At 43.0% G+C, this 23,178-nt stretch carries 14 protein-coding genes; 9 read left to right on the top strand and 5 right to left on the bottom strand.

Annotation, left to right across the window (positions count from 1 at the left end):
• Complete coding sequence (locus tag N5O98_RS17410; protein ID WP_004304648.1) at positions 1–1,269, top strand: ComEC/Rec2 family competence protein; 1,269 nt, start codon at positions 1–3, stop codon at positions 1,267–1,269.
• Positions 1,269–3,281, top strand: coding sequence for a DUF5689 domain-containing protein (locus tag N5O98_RS17415; RefSeq protein WP_004304649.1), 2,013 nt, complete (start codon positions 1,269–1,271; stop codon positions 3,279–3,281). The genes N5O98_RS17410 and N5O98_RS17415 overlap by 1 nt, the downstream gene beginning before the upstream one ends.
• Before the next feature lie 137 nt (positions 3,282–3,418).
• Here the strand turns inward: N5O98_RS17415 and N5O98_RS17420 are convergent, their stop codons facing one another.
• The 5 genes from N5O98_RS17420 to lnb all read right to left on the bottom strand — a co-directional run bounded on the left by N5O98_RS17420 (position 3,419) and on the right by lnb (position 11,499).
• The gene (locus N5O98_RS17420) at positions 3,419–3,865 is read right to left on the bottom strand and encodes a hypothetical protein (protein ID WP_004301870.1); all 447 of its coding nucleotides are present in this window, start codon (positions 3,863–3,865) and stop codon (positions 3,419–3,421) included.
• Positions 3,866–3,926: 61 nt separating this feature from the next.
• Positions 3,927–5,033 (bottom strand): DUF6340 family protein, encoded by a 1,107-nt coding sequence (locus tag N5O98_RS17425; protein ID WP_004304650.1) that lies wholly within the window; start codon positions 5,031–5,033, stop codon positions 3,927–3,929.
• Positions 5,034–5,207: 174 nt separating this feature from the next.
• On the bottom strand, positions 5,208–8,525 hold the full coding sequence (gene secA / locus N5O98_RS17430) for a preprotein translocase subunit SecA (protein WP_004309814.1): 3,318 nt from the start codon (positions 8,523–8,525) through the stop codon (positions 5,208–5,210).
• 212 nt (positions 8,526–8,737) lie between these two features.
• Positions 8,738–10,312: an alkaline phosphatase family protein gene (locus tag N5O98_RS17435; RefSeq protein ID WP_004301873.1), complete on the bottom strand. Its 1,575-nt coding sequence runs from the start codon at positions 10,310–10,312 to the stop codon at positions 8,738–8,740.
• Positions 10,312–11,499, bottom strand: a complete 1,188-nt coding sequence (lnb, locus tag N5O98_RS17440) for a lipoprotein N-acyltransferase Lnb (protein WP_004309813.1) — start codon at positions 11,497–11,499, stop codon at positions 10,312–10,314. Before lnb ends, N5O98_RS17435 begins: the two co-directional genes overlap by 1 nt.
• A gap of 386 nt (positions 11,500–11,885) precedes the next feature.
• Here lnb and N5O98_RS17445 point away from each other — a divergent pair, with 386 nt between their 5' ends.
• The 7 genes from N5O98_RS17445 to N5O98_RS17475 all read left to right on the top strand — a co-directional run bounded on the left by N5O98_RS17445 (position 11,886) and on the right by N5O98_RS17475 (position 23,102).
• Positions 11,886–12,674, top strand: coding sequence for a type III pantothenate kinase (locus N5O98_RS17445; RefSeq protein WP_008020984.1), 789 nt, complete (start codon positions 11,886–11,888; stop codon positions 12,672–12,674).
• Positions 12,661–13,974 (top strand): OmpP1/FadL family transporter, encoded by a 1,314-nt coding sequence (locus N5O98_RS17450; RefSeq protein ID WP_004309811.1) that lies wholly within the window; start codon positions 12,661–12,663, stop codon positions 13,972–13,974. The genes N5O98_RS17445 and N5O98_RS17450 overlap by 14 nt, the downstream gene beginning before the upstream one ends.
• Positions 13,975–14,032: 58 nt before the next feature.
• Positions 14,033–15,358, top strand: a complete 1,326-nt coding sequence (locus N5O98_RS17455) for a hypothetical protein (protein WP_004325020.1) — start codon at positions 14,033–14,035, stop codon at positions 15,356–15,358.
• A 43-nt stretch (positions 15,359–15,401) separates the two neighbouring features.
• Positions 15,402–16,016: an LPS export ABC transporter periplasmic protein LptC gene (lptC, locus tag N5O98_RS17460; RefSeq protein WP_004304659.1), complete on the top strand. Its 615-nt coding sequence runs from the start codon at positions 15,402–15,404 to the stop codon at positions 16,014–16,016.
• Positions 16,017–16,019: 3 nt separating this feature from the next.
• Positions 16,020–17,276: a hemolysin family protein gene (locus tag N5O98_RS17465; RefSeq protein WP_004309808.1), complete on the top strand. Its 1,257-nt coding sequence runs from the start codon at positions 16,020–16,022 to the stop codon at positions 17,274–17,276.
• 119 nt (positions 17,277–17,395) lie between these two features.
• Entirely contained in the window at positions 17,396–19,537 is a 2,142-nt protein-coding gene (locus N5O98_RS17470) for a peptidylprolyl isomerase (protein WP_004309807.1), read from the top strand.
• A gap of 211 nt (positions 19,538–19,748) precedes the next feature.
• Positions 19,749–23,102 (top strand): DUF4062 domain-containing protein, encoded by a 3,354-nt coding sequence (locus N5O98_RS17475; protein WP_022199302.1) that lies wholly within the window; start codon positions 19,749–19,751, stop codon positions 23,100–23,102.
• The last annotated feature ends 76 nt before the right edge of the window (positions 23,103–23,178 follow it).

The following is a 23,178-nucleotide window of genomic DNA, read 5'->3' on the forward strand; positions in this document are numbered from 1 at the left end:
ATGAATAGCAAGATATTTTTTTTAGGAGCCATCATGTTGCTGCCTACATTCGCAAGTTGCCAACAAGAAAAGCCTTTTCCTGATGATGCAGTAGATAAAGTGTATGAATACCTTCCGGAGTGGCAGGCAGGTTATTTGGATATTCATCAGATTAGTACCGGAAGAGGTAATGCAGCCTATCTTATTTTTCCGGATGGGACTACCATGTTATTGGATGCAGGAGATTTAGGAGTACATTCAGGCACACAGGAAATTATGAAAGCAGTGCCTAATGATTCTAAGCGGCCTGCCGAATGGATTGCTCAATATATAAAACATTTCTCATTGCCATTAAAAAATAACGGAGCACTTGATTATGCCTTGCTCACTCACTTTGATACGGACCATATCGGACAGAATGGAAAACTGGCAATCGAAAAAGTAGGACTGGATTACAAACTTACCGGAATCACTCATGTTGGTAATCTTCTCAATATTTCCACTTTGATAGATCGTGGTTATCCTACTTATGATTATCCGACAGCAGCTAAAGTCTCTGGTGCTCATATCTCAAACTATAAATTATATGTTGCCGCTCGTGACAGGGAAGGTAAAAAGAATGAGGGATTTGTAATAGGAAGCAATAGTCAGATCAAACTCTTGAAAGATCCGGGCTCTTATCCTACATTCGAAGTACGTAATATCGTGGGTAATGGTAAAATTTGGACAGGTAGCGGAACAACAGCCAAAGAGCTTGTGCCTTCTACAGCCTCTTCAAGTGAACAGTTGAACGAAAACCGTTGCAGTTGTGGAATTCGTATCACATACGGTAATTTTGATTATTTCTCCGCAGGAGATATTCTAGGCGTAGAAAAAGCACCGGAATGGTTTGATATAGAAACGCCGGTAGCCAGATTGCTCGGTGAGACGGATGTGGTTGTTGCCAATCATCACGCTTATTCTGATGCTATGTGCGATACCTACATTTCCCAAGTGAAACCACAAGTCTATGTAATTCCCGTATGGGATTACTATCACCCTCAACCGGCAACGTTGAGCCGGATGCTGTCTCAAACTCTTTATCCTGGTGAACGGTCGGTTTTTGCTGCCGGTATGGTAGACAGTAACAGGAGCAGACTGGGTGAAGACGGCTTGAAGATAAAGCCTGCCGGACATGTTGTTACGCGTGTTTATCCGGGTGGAGAGAAGTTTCAGATCTTTGTATTAAATGATCGGAATGAAGCTTATGAGATACTATATAAAACAGGTGAGATTAAATCTAATAATTGATGAACATGAAAATTAAAGATTCAATAGTCTGGACAGCTTTTCTGGCTGTGATGGCAATCATAATGTTTCCGTCATGCTCTGACGAACATGAAGCCGGTATATTGGAAATAACAAATAATGAGATTATTCTTCAGGCGGAAGGTGATCCGGTTCAGGTGGAGGTGAAGTCCAATACCGAGTGGCGAATTGATTTTGTAGAATCAACCTGGTTCTCTACGGATATACGTGGAGCCCAGTCATCAAGAACTTATTTCACTGTGACTTATGATGAGAATATCAGTGATTCCGAACGTTTCTGTGATATTCGTGTGTTTACGAAAGATGGTAAGACTGCGGATGTAATCAAGATAAAACAATTATCCCGTTATCCATTTATTGTTCCTGCCAGTGATAAGATGGAGCTGTTTACTAAAGGAGGTGAATATGAAATGGAAATCTCTACCAATGTGCCCGAAACGGATATCGTTATTACGCCAACGGTGAACTGGGTGCAGGAGTATAGGATAAGTGATGGAAAGCTTTATTTTAATACGGAAACAAATTCGCAATCACCCCGTACAGGAAGTATTGTGTTGAGTTATGACGATCAGTACCAGCGTAAGGTCACGGCTACCATTAATCTCTCGCAAGCATATTCTGAATATGCGAATGCGGAACTTGTCAGTTATCCAACCGTACATGGTTATGCTGTCGGTGGAATTACTAACAATGTATATGTTGAAGGAACCATCGTAGCCAATGGCACTTCGAAGAACTTCCCGAGCAATCGCTATGTCATTCAGAATGAGGCAGGAGAGACAGTTGTGTTTGAGTCCGAATCTTTAATTACGTTTGCACAATTTGCCAAAGTGTCATTGTGTCTGAAAGATGGAATGATAAGAGAAGAATCAGAGGGTAGCTTTACTTATAGACTGATTAGCGGTATCACTGCTGCCCACGTAATCAGCTCGGAACTTTCTACCTTCACAATTCCTGAAAGAACGATTGCTGAACTTACGGATAATATGGTATTTAGTCTTGTGACCCTGAAAGATGTCGAGATTGCATCTCCGGTAGGTGCATTCACTAATTTCAAGACTACTGACCCGGGAGCTGCCGATCGTAAGATTAATAAAAACTATTGGGTAGAAAAGTTCCCTGCATATTACAGATACTATCCGACCTGTATAAGAGATAAAAACGGTTCTAATACATATATGCTTACTGCGTTTGAAGCTCCTTATGCTCACGAAACACTTCCTAAAGGTTCGGGAAGCATAACAGGAATGGTGGCGAAAGTGAAACTTACAAATTTCGACATCTCTGAAAGCCGGTTATGTATTCTTCCGCTTAACAGAGAAGATATTAACATCAGTGATATAAACGAGATCACTGATGTGCTTGTAGAATGGGATTGTAATGTACCCGATTGGAAAGAAATAGGCTCTTCTACTTTTACGGATTACCATCCTACGGGTGGCGAGGCATCGCAGGCGAATGCTCTTCTTAGCAAAGACGGAAATAAATATTTCCAGCAAACCTATGCAGACTACATTCTGGGATTCCAGGATGATTTCAGAGGAGATGTTAACCTTAACACGACCGATGGATACTATGGTCGTATGCGAGGCGGTGCTTTTAATAGTAAACCGTGGTCTACAAGTTCATATTTCTACGTAGACAAAATATCGACAGTAGGTATTTCTACATCCTTGTCTCTTCAGGTTGAAATGAATGCAAGTTGGGGAGGTGGCCCTGTTGCAGTGGTTGAATATGCTTATTCGATGAATGGTGAATGGATTAAAGTAGATAATTCAGAGTTTACCATTCTGGGACAGTTTGATAGAACGGCTGCAGGTGGACAGACGGAGAAGAACATTCCTGGTTATAAAGTCTATGACTTTAAGTTGCCGGATGCCTTATTGAACCGTGATAATATTTGCATCAGATTGCGACCGGTCAGACTCCCGGCAGGGGTATCCAGCTTCATGCCGCTTAGACTTGCTAATATCTCAATCAAATACAACAAATAATCAATAGGGAATATATATAAAATAATCGGAAGCAATAAAGGACATATCCTGATTGCTTCCGATTATCTTTTTATATGTGGATCTTGAACGATCTCTATTCAAAAAGAACGATATCTTATTTCTCCAACAATTCTTCTTTATTTTTCCAACAAATCCTTTAAGAAGTCGTCCAACTCCTTATCCAACCCTTTCAGCAATTCATCATTCACCAGTATGGTATCGTCGTCAATCAACAGCAATTCTGCTACGGTTTCTTTCTCTTCATCTACCAAAACGAAAGAATAAGGTTTCAGAATAGTCACTTTGTCGAAATCTCCGGCATCCTTCATTCTGCAAAGAATGTTGCGAAGAGAAGGTTCCACGTTTTCAAGGAAATCATCCCCTTCATAAGTAGCCCATTCTTCGATCATGATGTTTGCCAGTTCTTCATCATCATCGTTGTAAATATTAAGTTGTCCCGATGCCTGATCCGGTTGGAGATGGATATCGGTTACAACTGTTTGTTCACAGCTACATACATATTTAGCGACTGCCTTTTGGATAGCCGATTCGATAATAGATAATGATTGTTGGCTCAATTTCATGGGTTCCTTCTTTTTATAAGTTCAAAGGTATAAAAAAAATAAGATTTGATACACAATTTCCTTAAAAATCATCATTAAATCGGCTCATTTGCAATTTTAACTTGGGTAATTGAGCATTTCTCTCCTTTAGTTCAGCTAAATACAAAGTAGTAAGATAATAATTCGGCACATCATCAATGGTAGCTTGAGGGCTATCTGTGATGTTCTTTTTATCTATTTTTTTAGCTAGTTGTTGTGCCTTTTCTGCCCATTCTTCTGCTTTAGCCAAACTATCTTTCATTTCGTAGTAAACAGCAATGTTGAGAGCTGCCCGCATTTTTTTCTTTTGGTTCTTGGTACCTTCGAAAGCCTGACGCCAAAGTTCGTATGCGTCGTCCCATGAATTTTCGCGTACATAAATGGCAGCGTCACGCATAGGAACCGAACCACCAGTATAAAGATACCGTGTTCCTTTTTTCCAAATAGGGACAATATTTTTCACCGGAACCGTTCCTGCGAATGCTGCCGCTTCTTCCAGCATCTGCTTGTCGGGAATCATGCGAGTGGCGGCTTCTATGGCTGTACCTCCAAACTCTTCCCAAAAAATGCTATCATTAGGATGGAGCGTAGTCATCGGTCTGCTGCGTTCGGGAAGATAAACTTTCACCGTGGGATAAACTTTCACGTCTACTGCTCCTTGAAAGCAGTTGAACTCATCCAGATAGCGGACAGTCTTTGTTGCTTTGAGTTGCAGGTTTTCCAGCGCAATAATAAAGTCCACTCCCAAGTTAGAAGCCAGTTGACGCACTTCCTCTTGGCTCAATGTACTTTCGCGGGCCAGTTTATCATTGGCGCGTAAGGCAGAATCACAGATAACCACCTCATCGAAGTAGTTCTGCTGTGCTATTTCTTCTGCCAATGATTCAGTGGCTGTCTTAGGATCTCCATTGGCATAAGCTGTTGCACGACTTATCAATGGTGTACCTTCTTTAATTTTTTCAGTCTCTGTTATCAGTTTATTATCCGGGGCGTCGCTGGTGTTATTCACAATAGCTACTTTTCGGAGTTGCGGAGGAAAGCTCAAGTCGGCAGGTTGCAGATAATCAATGGGGATCTGTTCCAGACTCTGACAGCTACCCAGAGTCAGCAGGAATAAAACGATGAAAACCAGTGAATAAGATTTTGCCATAGTTTTGTTCTATTTAGTAATTTGAACAAAAGTACAACTTTGGAAGAATAAAAGAAAGTCTCAAACAGTTTTTAACCGTTTGAGACTTTCTTTTATAAGTTGAATATAGAGAGACTATGCCATAAAGCACATTACCCTACAATTTCCAACCTTTAATTTTTAATTATTAATTAATCAAAGGTTCTTTCCGTGGCAGTTTTTATACTTTTTCCCGCTTCCGCATGGACAAGGATCGTTACGACCTACTGTCTTCTCTGCACGAATCGGTTCACGTTTCTGCTGTTCACGAGTATCCTGACTTGCAGCAGCCTGCTGGTTCGGATCACTCAAATTTTCTTTGTTTTCGCGATACTTGCTCATATCCTGGCGTTGTTCAGGAGCAGCCTGACGCACTTCTACACGGCGTGCAGCTGATTCATCCGGAGCTTCCTGTACAGGAATTTGTCCACGCATCAAAATAGATATAGTCTGGTTATTGATCTTGTTCACCATAGCGTCAAACAAAGTCACAGATTCCAGTTTATAAATCAATAGCGGGTCTTTCTGCTCGTAGCTTGCATTCTGTACGGAATGTTTCAGTTCGTCCAGTTCGCGCAAGTTTTCTTTCCATGCTTCGTCGATTACGTGGAGCAAGATTGATTTCTCGAACGACTTCACCACTTCTTTAGATTCCGATTCGTAAGCCGCTTTCAGGTTACAAGAGATATTATACATCCGTTTACCGTCTGTAATAGGAATCAGGATGTTTTCGTACATGTGTCCCTGGTTTTCATATACCTGTTTGATAACCGGGTTAGCGATCTGTGCCAGACGTTCAGTTTTGCGTTTGAAGTTATCCATCGCAATGTTGAAAGTCTTTTCGGCCAACTTTTCTTTTTTCTCGTTACGGAATTCTTCTTCAGTGAACGGAGTTTCCATTGCTAATGTCTGAAGCAGTTCCATTTGGCAGCCTTCATAATCATTGTTTTCGATAGCATTGGCACAACGGTCCCAGATCATGTTCACGATGTCCATACCGATACGTTCACCCATCAAAGCGTGGCGACGTTTGGTGTAAACCACTGTACGTTGCTTGTTCATTACGTCGTCATATTCCAACAGACGTTTACGAATACCGAAGTTGTTTTCTTCCACTTTCTTCTGTGCACGTTCGATAGAATTGGAAATCATCTTGTGCTCGATCATTTCGCCTTCCTGGAAACCAAGTTTGTCCATTACGCTGGCAATACGGTCAGAAGAGAACAGACGCATCAAATCGTCTTCCAGTGATACGAAGAATACAGAAGAACCCGGGTCACCCTGACGTCCTGCACGACCACGCAACTGGCGGTCTACACGACGGGATTCGTGACGTTCCGTACCGATAATTGCCAAACCGCCCGCAGCCTTCACTTCCGGACTTAACTTGATGTCGGTACCACGACCAGCCATATTGGTAGCAATGGTTACTGTTCCGCTTAAACCGGCGGTAGCAACGATGTCCGCTTCTTTCTGGTGCAGTTTGGCGTTCAATACCTTGTGCTCAATCTTACGCATGGTAAGCATCTTGCTCAACATTTCGGAGATTTCTACCGAAGTAGTACCCACCAATACCGGACGTCCTGCTTGAACCAATTTTTCGATTTCCTCGATAACAGCTTTATACTTTTCGCGTTTCGTCTTGTAAACGCGGTCGTTCATATCCTTTCTTGCAATCGGACGGTTGGTCGGGATCACGACTACGTCCAATTTGTAGATATCCCAAAGTTCGCCTGCTTCCGTTTCAGCAGTACCGGTCATACCGGACAGTTTGTGATACATACGGAAGTAGTTCTGCAAAGTAATGGTAGCGAAGGTCTGTGTAGCAGCTTCCACTTTCACACGTTCCTTAGCTTCGATAGCCTGGTGCAATCCGTCAGAGTAACGACGACCTTCCATAATACGACCGGTCTGTTCGTCTACAATCTTCACCTGACCGTCGATTACTACGTATTCATCGTCTTTTTCGAACATCGTGTAAGCCTTCAACAGCTGATTGATGGTGTGTACACGTTCCGATTTGATGGCATAGTTAGTCAATAACTCATCCTTCTTTTCAAGCAGTTGCTCGTTGGTCAGATTCAGGTTTTCCAATTCTGAAAGTTGTCCGGCGATATCCGGAAGCACGAACAATGTCGGGTCTTCAGAGTTACCGGTAATCAGGTCTACACCCTTATCAGTCAGGTCTACGCTATTTAGTTTTTCGTCAATTACGAAGTACAGCGGATCAGTCACTTCATGCATACGCTTGTTGTTCTGTTCCATGTAGATCTCTTCCGTCTTGAGCATACCTGCCTTGATCCCCTGTTCACTAAGGAACTTAATCAACGGTTTGTTTTTCGGCAATGCTTTATGACTGCGGTATAGAGCGAGGAATCCTTCTTCCACCTCTTTCTTATCGTTGGATGCGATCAGTTTTTTTGCTTCGGAAAGATATTTGGTAGCCAGTACCTTTTGTGCTTCTACCAGACGTTCCACTAGCGGACGGAGTTGCTCGAACAACTGGTCATCGCCTTTAGGTACAGGACCGGAGATAATCAACGGAGTACGTGCGTCGTCAATCAATACCGAGTCGACCTCATCGACGATGGCATAATTGTGCTGACGTTGTACAAGGTCTTTCGGGCTGATAGCCATGTTGTCACGCAGATAGTCGAAACCGAATTCGTTGTTTGTACCGAAAGTAATATCCGCCAGATACGCCTGACGACGTGCGTCGGAGTTCGGCTGATGACGGTCGATACAATCTACGCTTAAACCGTGGAACATGTAAAGAGGACCCATCCATTCGGAGTCACGTTTGGCGAGGTAATCATTCACGGTAACTACGTGTACGCCGTTTCCGGTCAATGCGTTGAGGAATACCGGGAGTGTAGCCACCAATGTTTTACCTTCACCGGTTGCCATTTCCGCAATCTTACCTTTATGCAGAACGACACCACCAAAGAGCTGTACATCGTAGTGAACCATGTTCCACAATGTATCGTTACCACCGGCTACCCAGTGATTCTGATAGATGGCCTTGTCGCCTTCGATGCGTACGAAATCTTTTGTAGCAGCTAGTTGACGGTCGAAGTCGGTAGCCGTTACAACGATTTCTTCATTTTCTGTAAAACGTTTGGCAGTAGCCTTTACGATAGAAAAAGCAACAGGCAGTACTTCGTCCAGTGCTTTTTCATATTTTTCCAGAATTTCTTTTTCTGTCTTATCGATTTGTGCGAAGACTTCTTCGCGGTCTTCCAGTTCGAGAGTTTCAATGCTTGCCTTCAACTCTTCCACCTTCGCACGTTCAGCAGTAGCCGATTCATGGATATATTTTTTGAGTTCTTCCGTTTTGGCACGGAGGGCGTCGTTGTCTAGTTTTTCAATCTCCGGGTAAGCAGCTTTGATCTTTTCCACCCAGGGCTTGATTTCTTTCATGTCTCGTGTGGATTTGTTTCCGAAAACCGAGCTTAAAAATTCATTAAATCCCATGTTATATTATTTAGTTTATTATTTATTTCAATTTCAACGCGGATTAACGCCGATTTACGCAGATTAAAGGAAAGATTAAATTGGATTTTTTTTAATCCGCGTAAATCTGCGTTAATCTGCGTTGGGGAATCTTTATATCAAGAAACCTCCGCAAAGTTACATTAAAATGCTGATTTATTTATGTTTTGCTCCCTGTTTTTGTGAGTAAATTTTTACCGCAGGTCGGTAATAGGAGCAGAAGTACAGGCGTTGGGAGCCCGGATGCGCATAAAATGTGCCAGTGTAGGCGCAATATGGTCGATGGTTACAGGTGTCTGGATAATGGCCGGTTTCACGGAATGTCCCATGAAAATCAGCGGTGAGGGAATATAGGAATGACGTACCACCTTGTTGTCGCCGCCGTTTTCGTTGACGATAGTCCATCCGGGGAGGACATCGATTACGAGGTCACCCGAACGTTTGCGGTGGTAGCCGTTACGTATTTTGTAGATTTCCGGAGTCCATGAACCCAGCAATAGCCGGTTAGCCGAATAGGCTTCGTTCACTCCGCTGAACTGCATCAGGAATTCTGCTGACTTTTGTTGGATCTCTGCCAGATTCAGTTCTTTCTTTTCCAATAACTTATGATTCAGATAAATCTGCTGGTTATGGTGAGCTTCCACATACTTTCCTTCGCCATACGTAGCCATCAGGTACATATTCAATAGAGCCGCACAACGGTTGAGGTAAAACTCTCCGCCGGGCACTTTGTACAATCCCGAATCAGGCGATTCGCTGTCTATATATCCGGTGGAAGTGACGAAAATAAGTACATTTTGCAGTCCTACTTTCTTATCAAGAACTTCGAGCAGGTCGGCAATGCTGCGGTCAAGACGCACGTAGGTGTCTTGTATTTCCATAGCACATTCCTGTACGGATTTGTGCGCATAGTTTCCAGCATAATAAGTGAGTGCCAATAAGTCAGTAATGTCATCCATGCCGATGGAGCTTTTGTTCAATGCTTCTTCGGCAAGCGCATTCACTTCATCATTCACAAAAGGGCTGGCGATGAAGCGGCGGTATTTATTACTGCGGTCATCATCGAATTTATATTTGAAGAGCATATCCCGCCAATCTGGCAGGAAAGTGTACATGCCCCGGGGAAATATGGGTTCCCATGTCATACCGGCAATACGGAAATCGATCGCTTGACGGTCGTTATATTGGCTTGCCCACCACGGAAACTCTCCATAATAGGTGGTTCCACTCCATTTTCCGGTGTTGGGATTGAGCCAAAAAGCAGCGTTTCCGGCATGTCCGGCTGCAAAAAGTGCGGCATCGCAATCAGGTGCAATGGCATATACGAGTCCTTTGCCTTGTGTCGCTATTTTCAGCTCGTCGGCAATGGTTGAAGTCAGAAGTTTGGTGGGGGCGACAGTCTGGTCGGTGTAATACCCCATAAATGCCGTGTCGTCTGTGCTGTTGACGGGGCGAAGGGTAGAGGCATCCATCCAGCGTTGAGAAATAATTCCGTTCATGGAAGGCGTCGTACCGCTATAAATAGCCGCTATGGCAGAAGCGCGGTCTATACCGCAGAAGGTATATTCGGCATTATGGAACACTCTTCCCTCTTTCCAAAGACGTTTGAAGCCTTTCTCACCGTAGAGTGACGAAAAAGCTTCCAGATAGTCCGTACGTAATTGGTCAATCGTCAGCCCTACCACTAATTTAGGGGCGGCAGGTAGTGACTGGGCTTGTAGCCCGGTGAAAGTCAGTACGGTGATGAGGGAAGTTAGTAGTCCTTTCATTATTTCTTTTTAGATGTCACAATCAGATTGCTCGCTGAACGTATCAGCAAAACGAGTGCCAAAGGTACAACAGCAAAGTCAAATCTTTGCGGAATTACCGGAAAAAGCACTATAAAAAGTGTTAAAACCGCCAGATTCAGGGTTAAATACCAACATTTCTTCCCTTTTCGGACACAATATATAATGTATGGCAAGAAAAGAAGTTGCCCCGGATGGAATACCAGTAATAGGAAATTAGAGTTGACTGCCGGGTGTTGGGAGAAGAGTGCGAGAAATGCAAGGACGCATCCCACAATACCTGCTATACCAAAAAGGAAGAGGTCGATTCCCCATAATCCGGTTCTCCGGCGGATTCCATAGATTGTGGCGGCGGTTGTCAATATAAATAAGAGTAAGGTGCATTGAAGCGGAGTAGGCATCCAGCCGCTTTCATCCGGTTCGGGAGTGGCATCGACTACCAGCTCGTTGGCCGTTATGAGTGGACGCTGGATAGAATCGCTTTTAATTTGTGCACCGTCGAAAGCATCCATCAGGTAGAAAGGGGCAAACATCATCTGACGTTGTGTGATGGGCTGGTCGGCTTCACTTCCGATACAGAGATCAATGCCGAAACGTGCCCACGGATGTCCTTTGCAATACTGATGTACAATGTCGCGGAAAGTGAGGGAGCCATCCTGTGGTTCTGCGGGATAAATCACTTTTCCTGCAATGCTTTCTTCTATCTTGTCCCGGGGGCGGGTAGCACAATTGTCGTAAAAGAAATTATAACGGTATACCCGGTTTTCCGGACGATAGTTTTCTTGTAATAACCGGATCAGTTCAGTCTTTTCTTCATCGGTCAGATTGAGCGTTTGCTGCCATACGCTGCGTCCGAAAAATGCGTATTCAGCTGCAAAACGTTCATAATCCGTTGCTCCCAGTTGGTAGTCTGTTTCTCCGAGCGAGAAGCGGAAGATGAAGTTGGGAGTGTTGAAACTGAACAGTCCGTAGTTGAATACAACGTCAATCCCTTGTGAAGGATTTTCGTAACGGATGGCAGTGTGTCCGAATAGGGAATATATTTCCTCTCCGGGGGCACAAGTCAACAGACTCAAACGGATGGAGTCGTTGTTGTTGGCAGATGCTTGTCCGGTGGGCAGAAGCAACAGGAAGAAGGAGAGGATGATGTATGAGAAAAACCGTTTCATTAGCTGGTTCGTTTTATTTCGGTGGCAAATATAGAAAGAATAGTTGGATTCGGGAAAACGGAGCCTCTATTTTATCAGAATAAAGGCTCTATATGGCTTAAACAGAGGCGCTGTTTTCTTTAAATGGAGCCTCTGTTTGGGTGAAATAATGTTTCTGCTTGAACGGAAAATCGGTTACAAAATAGTGGAACACTTTTTGGAACGCTGTTTTTTTCTTGTAATCTGTTGCTTATTAGTTGTTTATGATGTAATAAAAAAAGACTGCCGAACGCAAAGTGGAATACATAATAAACAATAAAAGATAATTGATCTATTTAAAAATAGATAGTTCGATTTTTTTGTTTTTGGGGATTTCTAAAATGAAAAAAGAAGATAATTCCTCTTCTATGCTTCAACTTTTCTTTTTTTACTTTACCTTTGCGCCCGCTAAAGAACCAAAAGATTTGAATTTAATAATCGACATAGGAAATACAAAGGCAAAGATTGCTTTCTTCGACGGCGGAGAAATGGTGGATGTAGTAGCTGAATCCAATCAGTCGCTGGGTTGCTTGAAAGCTCTTTGTTCTCAATATCCGGTTGAACAGGGGATTGTGGCTACTGTCATTGATCTAAACGAAAAGGTTTTAGCTGATTTGGCCGCTTTGCCGTTTCCTTTGCTCTGGCTCAATCATCAGACTCCGCTTCCGGTTGTCAACCTGTACGAAACTCCCGAAACATTGGGATATGATCGTATGGCTGCCGTAGTGGGTGCTAATGAGCAGTTTCCTCATCGGGATATATTGGTGATTGATGCGGGAACTTGCATTACTTATGAGTTTATTGACTCAAAAGGTCAGTATCATGGCGGTAATATTTCTCCCGGTATGCAGATGCGTTTCAAAGCACTTCATCAGTTTACAGGACGTTTGCCTCTGGTAGACACCAACGGGCGCAAACTCCCGATGGGACGGGACACCGAAACGGCTATACGTGCCGGAGTGATGAAAGGGATGGAATACGAAATTTCAGGTTATATTGAGTCTATGAAGCATAAATATCCTGAACTTTTGGTTTTTTTAACGGGTGGAGATGATTTTTCTTTTGATAGCAGCGTAAAAAGTATCATCTTTGCAGATAGATTTTTAGTGTTGAAAGGATTAAATAGAATTTTAAACTATAATAATGGTAGGATTTAAACACACACTTTGTGCGCTTTTGCTCACGATGGTTACCGGAACGGCAATCGCTCAAAATAATACAAACTCTCCTTATACACGATATGGCTATGGCGACTTGTCCGATCAGAGTTTCGGTAACAGCAGGGCGATGGGGGGAATTGCTTTTGGACTTCGGGATGGAGCACAGATCAATCCGCTGAATCCTGCTTCGTATACAGCCATTGACTCATTGACATTCCTCTTTGAAGGAGGTGTCAGTCTGCAAAATATGAATATTAGCGGTAGCGGTGTGAAACTGAACGCTAAAAACTCCAGTTTTGACTATCTGGCTATGCAATTTCGTTTGCATCCGAGGATAGCGATGAGTATCGGATTATTGCCGTTCTCCAATGTGGGATATTCAGTGTCGGATACACAGGCTGCAACAGATCCTACTACCGGTAATACGGCTGATTATGCCAGAAGCTATACCGGAGATGGAGGTTTGCATCAATTATATGCCGGAGTGGGAGTGAAAGTGCTCAAAAACCTTTCGGTAGGTGTGAATGCTTCTTATTTCTGGGGAGATATTAATCGGACACGTGTCCTTTATTTCCCAAGTGTATCAGGTGCTTATAATTATAATCACCAGTCGGTTGCGTCAGTGTCGAGCTATAAACTTGATTTTGGAGCACAATATACATTCGATATTAATAAAAAACATTCAGTGACAATTGGAGCTATATATTCTCCGAAGTTGAAACTGGGTAATGACTATAGTGTAACGACACAAATGGTTTCAAATTCTACGGGTACAGCGGTTTCTACTACAACATTGAAACCGGATGCAACGTTTGAAGTTCCTAATACATTTGGCGCCGGATTTACATATAACTATGACAAACGCCTGACTGTTGGTCTGGATTATAGTTTGCAACAATGGTCAAAAACGAAATTTGACGTAAATACATCAGATGAAGCTGTACGTGAGGATTTTAATGAAACATATACGTATTGCGATCGTCATAAAATATCAGTGGGTGCGGAATACATTCCTAATTTGATGGGACGTTCCTATTTATCCCATATTAAATACCGTCTGGGAGCTTATTATACGACTCCGTATTATAAGATCGGCGGCAAAGAGGCTACCCGTGAATATGGCGTAACTGCCGGTTTCGGTCTGCCTGTGCCTCGTTCCCGTTCCATTCTTAGCATCAGCGGACAATTTGTCCGTATCAGTGGACAGGAATCGGCTTTTGTAAATGAAAACATCTTCCGCGTGAGCATCGGATTGACGTTCAACGAACGTTGGTTCTTCAAACGCAGAGTGGAGTAATGAGATGAATGTAAGAAAGAATAGACGACTATATAATAACAACTAAAATTTAGATACAATGAAAATTAAAACGCTTGTGGCTATGTTGTTCCTTTCGGCAGGAGCAACCACTGTGGTAGCACAGGATGCGTCTAACTGTAACTCGAACAGTAGTATCTCGCATGAAGCTGTGCGTGCTGGTAATTTTAAAGATGCGTATACTCCTTGGAAAGCTGTGTTGGAAAACTGTCCGACGCTTCGTTTCTATACCTTTACTGACGGATATAAGATTCTGAAAGGCTTGATGGGACAAATCAAGGATCGGAATAATGCAGATTATCAGAAATATTTTAATGAACTGATGAATACGCATGACTTGCGTATTAAATACACAGATGAGTTTCTAGCTAAAGGTACAAAAGTGTCTTCTGCCGACGAAGCTCTGGGTATCAAAGCAGTAGATTATATCGCTTTTGCTCCGAAGATTGATGTGAACCAGGCTTATCAATGGTTGAGTCAGTCTGTAAATGCTGTGAAAGGCGAATCGGCAGGTGCGACTATCTTCTATTTCCTGCAAATGTCTTTGGATAAACTGAAAACGGATCCGAATCATAAAGAACAGTTCATTCAGGACTATCTGGCTGCTTCTGAATATGTAGACGCTGCTATTGCTGCTGAAGCCAGCGAAGCAAAGAAGAAACCTTTGCTGGGTATCAAGGATAACTTAGTGGCTTTGTTTGTAAACAGTGGAACAGCTGATTGCGAATCACTGCAAAACATCTATGGACCGAAAGTAGAAGCTAACCAGACTGACTTGGCTTACTTGAAGAAAGTTATCGACATCATGAAAATGATGAAATGTACTGAAAGCGAAGCTTATTTGCAAGCATCTTACTATGCTTATAAGATGGAACCGACAGCAGAAGCTGCTACCGGATGTGCTTATCAGGCATTTAAGAAAGGTGATATTGACGGTGCTGTGAAATTCTTTGACGAAGCAGTGAACCTGGAAACAGACAATGTGAAGAAAGCTGAAAAAGCATACGCTGCCGCAGCAGTATTGGCTTCTGCCAAAAAGCTGTCTCAAGCAAGAGCATATTGCCAGAAAGCAATTGGTTTTAACGAAAACTACGGTGCTCCATACATCCTGATTGCTAATCTTTATGCAATGAGTCCCAACTGGAGCGACGAACCTGCTTTGAACAAATGTACTTACTTTGCAGTGATTGACAAACTGCAACGTGCAAAACAAGTGGATCCGAGCGTAGCTGAAGAAGCTAACAAATTGATCGGTAGATATTCTGGTCATACTCCGCAAGCTAAAGACCTATTTATGTTAGGTTACAAGCAAGGCGACCGCATCACTATCGGCGGTTGGATAGGAGAGACTACAACGATTAGATAAATGTATGTTGCGAAAACGAAGAAACCGTTTATTGCATAAAAGCATGAGCATAACAATCACCTTCGGGGTGATTGTTATGCTTCTTTTATTATCTTCCTGTGGCGGAAAGAAGAAAGCTATGGGTGAGGCTATCACGGAACGTGATTCCCTTCCGATGATGACAACATTGGGAGTCACCACCCTTATCTCCGATTCCGGAGTGACACGCTACAGAGTGAATACGGAAGAATGGTCGGTGTACGACCGTAAGAAACCATCCTATTGGGCCTTTGAGAAGGGCGTATATCTGGAACAGTTCGACTCTATCTTTCATATAGAAGCCAGTATCAAAGCGGATACTGCCTACTATTATGACAAAGAAAGGCTTTGGAAGCTGATAGGGAACGTAGATATACAGAACCGGAAAGGAGAGCGTTTTAATACGGAACTGCTGTACTGGAACGAAGCTACCCAAAAGGTATATTCCGACAAGTTTATACGTATTCAACAACCGGACAGAATTATTACAGGGCATGGATTCGACTCGAACCAGCAAATGACCATATATACCATCCATAATATCGAAGGTATTTTCTATGTGGATGAGGAAGCAGGTGGTCCGCCCCAACCGGAAACAAAAGCGCTGCCGGATTCAGTGCGAAAAGATTCTGTGAAATAAACTATGAATATTTATATCTCTCTAATTATCACCATGGTCTTCTCAGCCTTCTTTTCAGGAATGGAGATTGCCTTTGTGTCGGTAGACAAACTGCGTTTTGAGATGGAACGCAAGGGGGGAATTACGTCCCGCATTCTTTCCATCTTCTTCAAGAACCCGAATGAATTTATCTCTACCATGTTGGTGGGAAATAATATCGCCCTGGTCATCTATGGTATCCTGATGGCACAGATTATCGGCGACAATCTGCTGGCGGGATTCATTGATAATCATTTTCTGATGGTGTTGGCGCAGACCGTTATTTCTACCCTTATTATTCTGGTGACCGGAGAGTTTCTGCCGAAAACAATCTTCAAAATCAATCCCAATCTGGTCTTAAATGTTTTTGCCATTCCACTGATTATTTGTTACGTCATTCTATATCCTATTTCCAAACTGGCTTCCGGTTTGTCTTGTTTATTCCTTCGTGTCTTTGGAATGAAGATTAACAAGGATGCATCCGACAGAGCGTTTGGAAAAGTCGACTTGGACTACTTCGTGCAAAGCAGTATTGATAATGCCGAGAATGAGGAGGAACTGGATACGGAAGTGAAAATCTTTCAGAATGCTTTGGATTTTTCGAACATAAAAATCCGCGACTGTATCGTTCCGCGTACCGAAGTGGTGGCTGTTGATCTGACAACTTCACTGGACGAGTTGAAAAGCCGCTTCATCGAATCCGGAATTTCCAAGATCATTGTGTACGATGGAAATATCGACAATGTGGTGGGTTATATCCATTCGTCGGAAATGTTTCGTGCTCCGAAAAACTGGCATGAGAATGTGAAGCAAGTGCCGATTGTGCCCGAAACCATGTCCGCTCATAAACTGATGAAACTCTTCATGCAGCAAAAGAAAACGATTGCCGTAGTGGTAGATGAATTTGGCGGTACGTCCGGCATCGTGTCTCTGGAAGACCTCGTTGAAGAAATCTTTGGAGATATAGAAGACGAACACGATAACACTTCCTATATCAGCAAGCAGATCGACGAACGCGAGTATGTGTTGTCCGCCCGCCTGGAAATAGAAAAAGTCAATGAGACGTACGGACTCGACTTGCCCGAGTCGGACGATTATCTGACGGTAGGAGGACTGATTCTGAACCAATATCAGAGTTTTCCGAAGCTGCATGAAGTGGTGCGGGTGGGACGTTATCAATTCAAGATAATTAAGGTCACAGCGACAAAAATAGAACTCGTGCGATTAAAAGTCTTGGAATAATGACGATAATCAAGAAATTTTTAGCCAATAAATAGATGCATATTAGCATTTTTTGTATCTTCGTGCGCTAAAACGACAAAAGAAAGAAATAATAATAAACATAAATCGTATTAATCAAAATGGCAACGTTACAAAACATTAGGTCGAAAGGACCTCTATTGGTGATTGTTATCGGCTTGGCGCTGTTTGCTTTCATTGCGGGTGACGCATGGAAGGTGATGCAGCCGCATCAGGCACATGACGTAGGTGAGGTGAACGGAGACGCTCTTTCCGCTCAAGAGTATCAGAATTTGGTAGAAGAATATACCGAAGTGGTGAAACTCATGCGTGGGGTGACCGCCTTGAATGACGAACAAACCAATCAGGTGCGCGATGAAGTATGGCGTTCCTACGTAAACAATAAACTGATCGAAAAAGAAGCAAAAGCATTGGGACTGACTGTTTCTGCTGCTGAAATCCAGGACATCCTGAAAGCAGGCGTTCATCCTTTGTTGAGACAAACTCCTTTCCAGAATCCGCAAACAGGAAACTTTGACAAGGATATGTTGAACAAGTTCCTCGTGGAATATGCCAAGATGAGCGAATCACAAATGCCGGCACAGTATGCTGAACAATACAATAACATGTATAAATACTGGTCTTTCATTCAGAAAACACTGATCGAGAGCCGTCTGGCAGAAAAGTATCAGGCATTGGTGTCTAAAGCTCTTCTTTCCAATCCGGTGGAAGCACAGGACGCTTTCGATGCAAGAGTGAACCAGTACAACGTGTTGATGGCTGGTATTCCTTACTCTTCTGTAGTGGACTCTACAATCGTAGTGAAAGAATCGGAACTGAAAGACTTGTATAACAAGAAGAAAGAACAATTTAAGCAATATCAGGAAACTCGTGACATCAAGTACATTGATGTACAAGTGACTGCAAGTGCTGAAGACAGGGCTGCTATCCAGAAAGAAGTGGACGAAGCTACTGAACAGTTGGCTACTACTACGGAAGATTATACTTCTTTCATCCGCTCGACTGGTTCGGAAGCTCCTTATGTAGACTTGTTCTATAACAAAACAGCTTTCCCGTCAGATGTAGTTGCCCGTTTGGACTCTGCTTCGGTAGGTACTATTTATGGTCCTTACTATAACGGTGCCGACAATACAATCAACTCTTTCAAAATTGTAGCTAAAGCTGCTGCTGCCGACTCTGTCGAATTCCGTCAGATTCAGGTATACGCAGAAGATGCTTTGAAGACAAAGACCTTGGCTGACAGTATCTACAACGCGATTAAGGGTGGTGCTAACTTTGCTGATCTGGCAAAGAAATATGGTCAGACTGGTGATGCAAACTGGCTAACTTCTGCACAGTACGAAGGTGCACAGATAGACGGTGATAACCTGAAATTCATCTCTGCTATCAACAATGCAGGTGTGAACGAACTGGTGAACTTGCCGATGGGACAAGCAAACGTAATTCTTCAGGTGACTAACAAGAAATCTGTAAAAGACAAATATAAAGTAGCTGTTATCAAACGTGAAGTAGAGTTCAGCAAAGAAACTTACAACCGTGCTTATAATGATTTCAGCCAGTTTATCGCAGCTAATCCGAGTGTAGAAAAGATGGTAGCTAACGCTGAAGAAGCCGGTTACAGATTGCTCGACAGAATGGATTTGAGTAGCTCTGAACACAATATCGGTGGTGTAAGAGGTACAAAAGAAGCGTTGAGATGGGCGTTTGATAAAGCAAAACCGGGTGATGTTTCCGGCTTGTACGAATGTGGCGAAAGCGATCACATGATGGTAGTAGGTCTGGTAGGCATTAAGCCGGAAGGATATCGTCCGTTGAAAGCAGTACAGGATCAGTTGAGAGCTGAAATCGTAAAAGACAAGAAAGCTGAAAAGATTATGGCTGATATGAAAGCTGCCAATGCAACTTCATTCAACCAGTACAAAGAGATGACTAATGCAGTCAGCGACTCTTTGAAGATGGTTACTTTTGCAGCTCCTGCATACGTATCAGCATTGCGCAGCAGCGAACCGCTGGTAGGTGCTTATGCTTCTGCAGCTGAAGTGAATCAGTTGAGCGCTCCTATCAAAGGTAATGCCGGAGTATTTGTATTGCAGGTATACGGCAAGGACAAACTGAACGAAACATTCGACGCAAAAGCAGAAGAAGCTACGCTGACTAACATGCACGCACGTTTTGCCAGCCGTCTGATGAATGATTTGTATCTGAAAGCAAACGTAAAAGATACACGCTTCTTGTTCTTCTAAACAAGTAGCAAGTAATAGATATTAGGCACGGATTACACGGATTTACGCGGTTTAAACTTTTGAGGAAACCGCGAAACCCGTGTAATCCGTGCCTTTTTTGTGCTCGTTTTTTTTGTTTATGGTCTTTGTTATCTGATTAAATTTCCATATCTTGCCAATCTTTATCAATTGGCTTTGCAAAATACTTCATTAACTAATACGAATCTATATTATGACTAAACAACTAGCCCAGTATTCAGTTCCCGCTGAAAATTCACGTGTTATCCGTGTATTCCTTTCGTCAACGTTCAGAGACATGGAGATGGAACGTTCTGCATTAGTCAAACTCTTTAAGGGTTTGCAAGTGAAGGCTGCCAGCCGTGGTGCCACCATTTCATTGGTTGATTTGCGTTGGGGAATCACAGAAGAAGATGCAAAAAGCGGCAAGGTTGTTGAAATATGCCTGAAAGAGATCGTTAACTCCCGGCCTTTCTTCATAGGTATGGTAGGCGACCGTTATGGATGGTGTCCCAGTTATGAAGATTTATCTCAAACTCTCAATGACAGCCTGGAATATCGTTGGATAGAAGATGACTTGAATCATCATTTGAGTGTGACGGAAATTGAAATGCAGTTTGGTGTACTGCGCAATCCCAATCCGTTACATGCCTATTTTTATATAAAACAGTCGGCAGATGATGAACTGTCTTGCTCTGAAGAGGAGTCTCTTAAACTGAAACGTCTGAAAGAGAGTATTTTGCAGCAGGAACGTTATCCTGTGCAAGAGTATGATTCGCCCGATCAGTTGTGTAACCTTGTGGAAGCTGCTTTTACGGAATTGCTTGAACGGGAGTTTCCGGATGTACTGACCGTTGAAGATAATCAAGCATTGCAAGAACAACTGACGCGCAATGAACTCTTATTCAACTATCACCCAATACCTGAAGCAGATCAGGCGTTTGCTGATTTTTTGGCGGCGGATGAACAACGGTGCCTGGTGGTAACGGGCGGTTGCGGTCTTGGCAAGAGCGCTTTGTTGGCTCATTGGAGCGATTTGGTGAACAATGATATGCCGATGATTCCCATCTATCATCGCTTGGATAGTACTACATTGTCTTCTTATCCGGAAACGTTGGCGAGAATGTTAGCTTCCAAATGCCAGAACGCACTCAAGCATCAATCTTTGGGTGAAGAAAATTTGTTCGCGGCGGAAGTTTCAAAAGAACTGGACTCGACCCAAAGCACTGCCAAATCCATCATGGACGCCGTGAAAAACTCGGTTTTGATGGGAGATGCTGGCTTGAACACTTTTTCAGGGAACACACTTCGAAACCTCAAGGAGATTGAAGAAGATTTGAATTCTATCCAAAAGTTCAGTCAGTTGTGGAGTGCGTTGGGTGCATCAAGATATCCTATCATTTTGCTGATTGATGACATCAGTTATCTGAATCCGACTGAAGCATCCCTGTTTTCTTTATTTGCATCTATTCCCCCGAATGTGAAAGTCGTGTTGAGCTTTTCGGCGTCATCCACTGCTTACCTGCCCTTTGTTCAGAATGGCTACGCTCATTTCCAGTTGAATGGCTTTTCACAGGCGGATGCCAAGTCGTTCTCAAAGCAATATTTGTCTACTTACTCCAAGGCTTTGTCTGCACAGCAGGAAGATATTCTTGCTTCGTGGGTGCTGGCTGAACAACCGCGCTGTTTAAGTGTATTGCTCAACGAGCTGGTTTCGTTCGGTCAGTACGATGCTCTCAATGAATATATGCGTGGATATTGCCGGCTCAATGAGGTTGGGCAATTCTATGACAGTGTGCTACGGCGTTTGTCGGCTGATTATGGTTCCGAAGAGATTGGAAGAACGCTTCTGATGCTTTCACTTACTTTAGAAGGATTTACCGAAGATGAAGTGAAGAGCATGGCAGACATTAATCAGATACTTTGGTCGCAGTTGAGAGTGGAAATGAGCAGCTGGCTCACCAACAAAGGAGGACGATATTGCATTGGTGATACACAAATGGTAGAGGCGATCGAACGCTATTTCGCTCAAGATGACGAATGTATAGATGATAGTCGCCATGAAATTATTTCCGCTCTGCTGGATGAGGAAGAGATCCTTTCCCATCCGTTGACTTTTGCCGATTATAACTATCGCATGAAACAGTTCTGCTACCATGATTCGTATCGCTATAAAGTGGAGATTACCTATCAATGCTATAAGATGCAAGAATGGGATATATTGAAGGATTGGATTTGTGATGTGGAGATTTTCGAGATTCTGTATCGCACGAATCGTTCTCTGTTGGAAGATAGCTGGAAGGCGATCATGAACGACAATCCTGAAGTTACGCCTGAAGTCTATGCTGAATTGGACTTTGATGAGATCGATTCTTTTTTAATTCCTGTCATTGCTAATGATATGGCTACTTTCTTGAGCAGTTCTTTCCATCTGACGAAGGCGGCAGCTGCTGTGAGTGAGAAGAGTATGGAAGGTGCTGCCATGCCACTCATTGCCAAGTCGGTATTGAAGATGAATGAGGGATGCCGGTATGCCCGTAATGAAGAGTACGAAACGGCATGCGACTGTTTCCTGAAAGCATTGGTGATGCAGGAAAACATAGTACCGACTCCGGAACTGGAGATTGCCAACACCTGCCGAAATCTAGCTCTGGCATATTACTACAATGAGCAATACAATGAAGCAGTGACCTATTTGAATAGGGCGCTTGATTATCATGCGGCTTCTGCTGATGAGAAGAGTCAGGCAGAAGTCATTGAACTTTCCGAATATCTGGCTTATTGTGATTACTATAAGGATGAGGAAGAGAGGGCTGCCGAGAAATTCCGGAAAGTAGCTGAAATGCACGAGTCGTTGAATGGCAGACTGTCTGGTGGAGTGGCTAAATGTTTGCGTATGCAGGGTAAATGTCTTTATTATATCAAACGATACGATGAAGCATGGATGCTGATGAATCAGGCGTTGGACATTGCTATACAGATAGACAGCAAAAGACAGATCGTCGCTTGTCATAAACAGTTGTATTATCTATGCAGGGAATTCAAACGGATGATGAATGAACGTGGCGATGAGCAGGCGTCTACTTTATTCTTCCGTGAGTCTCTTCTGCATGAAATGTATTTCAGCGAAAAACCGCGTCTGGCGGAACTGACTGTCCGCTACGAGGCATTGAGATGTGATATTATGCAGCAGTATTACATGAATAAAGACTATGATAACGTGATTCGTATTGCAACGTCTTTGGATTTTCACGATGATGCTGACCCTAATGCTTCCTGTCTGGTATATTATTACAAAGCACAGGCTTATGTGAAGTTGGAGAATTATCCAATGGCGAAAGAGGCTTTCTTCAGAGAGCTTGAACTGCGAAAGAAATATCTGGGATGGGAGGAAGAAGATACGATTCTGGCTTGTCAGAACTTAGGGGTTTTGCACAGCTTTTGTAATGAACGGGAAGAGGCGCTGGCTTGTTTCCGTGAGGCGTACGGTTATGAAGTGAAAAAGAATGGCGAGGATTCTGAAATGGCGCAAAAGCTACTTCAATATATCAGCGTGGTTGAATCATAACGGAGGCATACTTCCCTTTTTTGTTAACTTTTACATTCCTGCTATACGGAAATCGACTTTATTTCCTTACATTTGC

Source organism: Bacteroides sp. LFL-34 (assembly GCF_027257075.1).
In the GTDB taxonomy this organism is placed as follows: domain Bacteria; phylum Bacteroidota; class Bacteroidia; order Bacteroidales; family Bacteroidaceae; genus Bacteroides; species Bacteroides ovatus.

Coding starts and splice junctions, on each gene's coding strand:
- N5O98_RS17410 (WP_004304648.1), top strand. CDS start 1: ATGAATAGCAAGATATTTTTTTTAGGAGCCATCATGTTGCTGCCTACA.
- N5O98_RS17415 (WP_004304649.1), top strand. CDS start 1,269: ATGAACATGAAAATTAAAGATTCAATAGTCTGGACAGCTTTTCTGGCT.
- N5O98_RS17420 (WP_004301870.1), bottom strand. CDS start 3,865: ATGAAATTGAGCCAACAATCATTATCTATTATCGAATCGGCTATCCAA.
- N5O98_RS17425 (WP_004304650.1), bottom strand. CDS start 5,033: ATGGCAAAATCTTATTCACTGGTTTTCATCGTTTTATTCCTGCTGACT.
- secA (WP_004309814.1), bottom strand. CDS start 8,525: ATGGGATTTAATGAATTTTTAAGCTCGGTTTTCGGAAACAAATCCACA.
- N5O98_RS17435 (WP_004301873.1), bottom strand. CDS start 10,312: ATGAAAGGACTACTAACTTCCCTCATCACCGTACTGACTTTCACCGGG.
- lnb (WP_004309813.1), bottom strand. CDS start 11,499: ATGAAACGGTTTTTCTCATACATCATCCTCTCCTTCTTCCTGTTGCTT.
- N5O98_RS17445 (WP_008020984.1), top strand. CDS start 11,886: ATGCTTCAACTTTTCTTTTTTTACTTTACCTTTGCGCCCGCTAAAGAA.
- N5O98_RS17450 (WP_004309811.1), top strand. CDS start 12,661: ATGGTAGGATTTAAACACACACTTTGTGCGCTTTTGCTCACGATGGTT.
- N5O98_RS17455 (WP_004325020.1), top strand. CDS start 14,033: ATGAAAATTAAAACGCTTGTGGCTATGTTGTTCCTTTCGGCAGGAGCA.
- lptC (WP_004304659.1), top strand. CDS start 15,402: ATGAGCATAACAATCACCTTCGGGGTGATTGTTATGCTTCTTTTATTA.
- N5O98_RS17465 (WP_004309808.1), top strand. CDS start 16,020: ATGAATATTTATATCTCTCTAATTATCACCATGGTCTTCTCAGCCTTC.
- N5O98_RS17470 (WP_004309807.1), top strand. CDS start 17,396: ATGGCAACGTTACAAAACATTAGGTCGAAAGGACCTCTATTGGTGATT.
- N5O98_RS17475 (WP_022199302.1), top strand. CDS start 19,749: ATGACTAAACAACTAGCCCAGTATTCAGTTCCCGCTGAAAATTCACGT.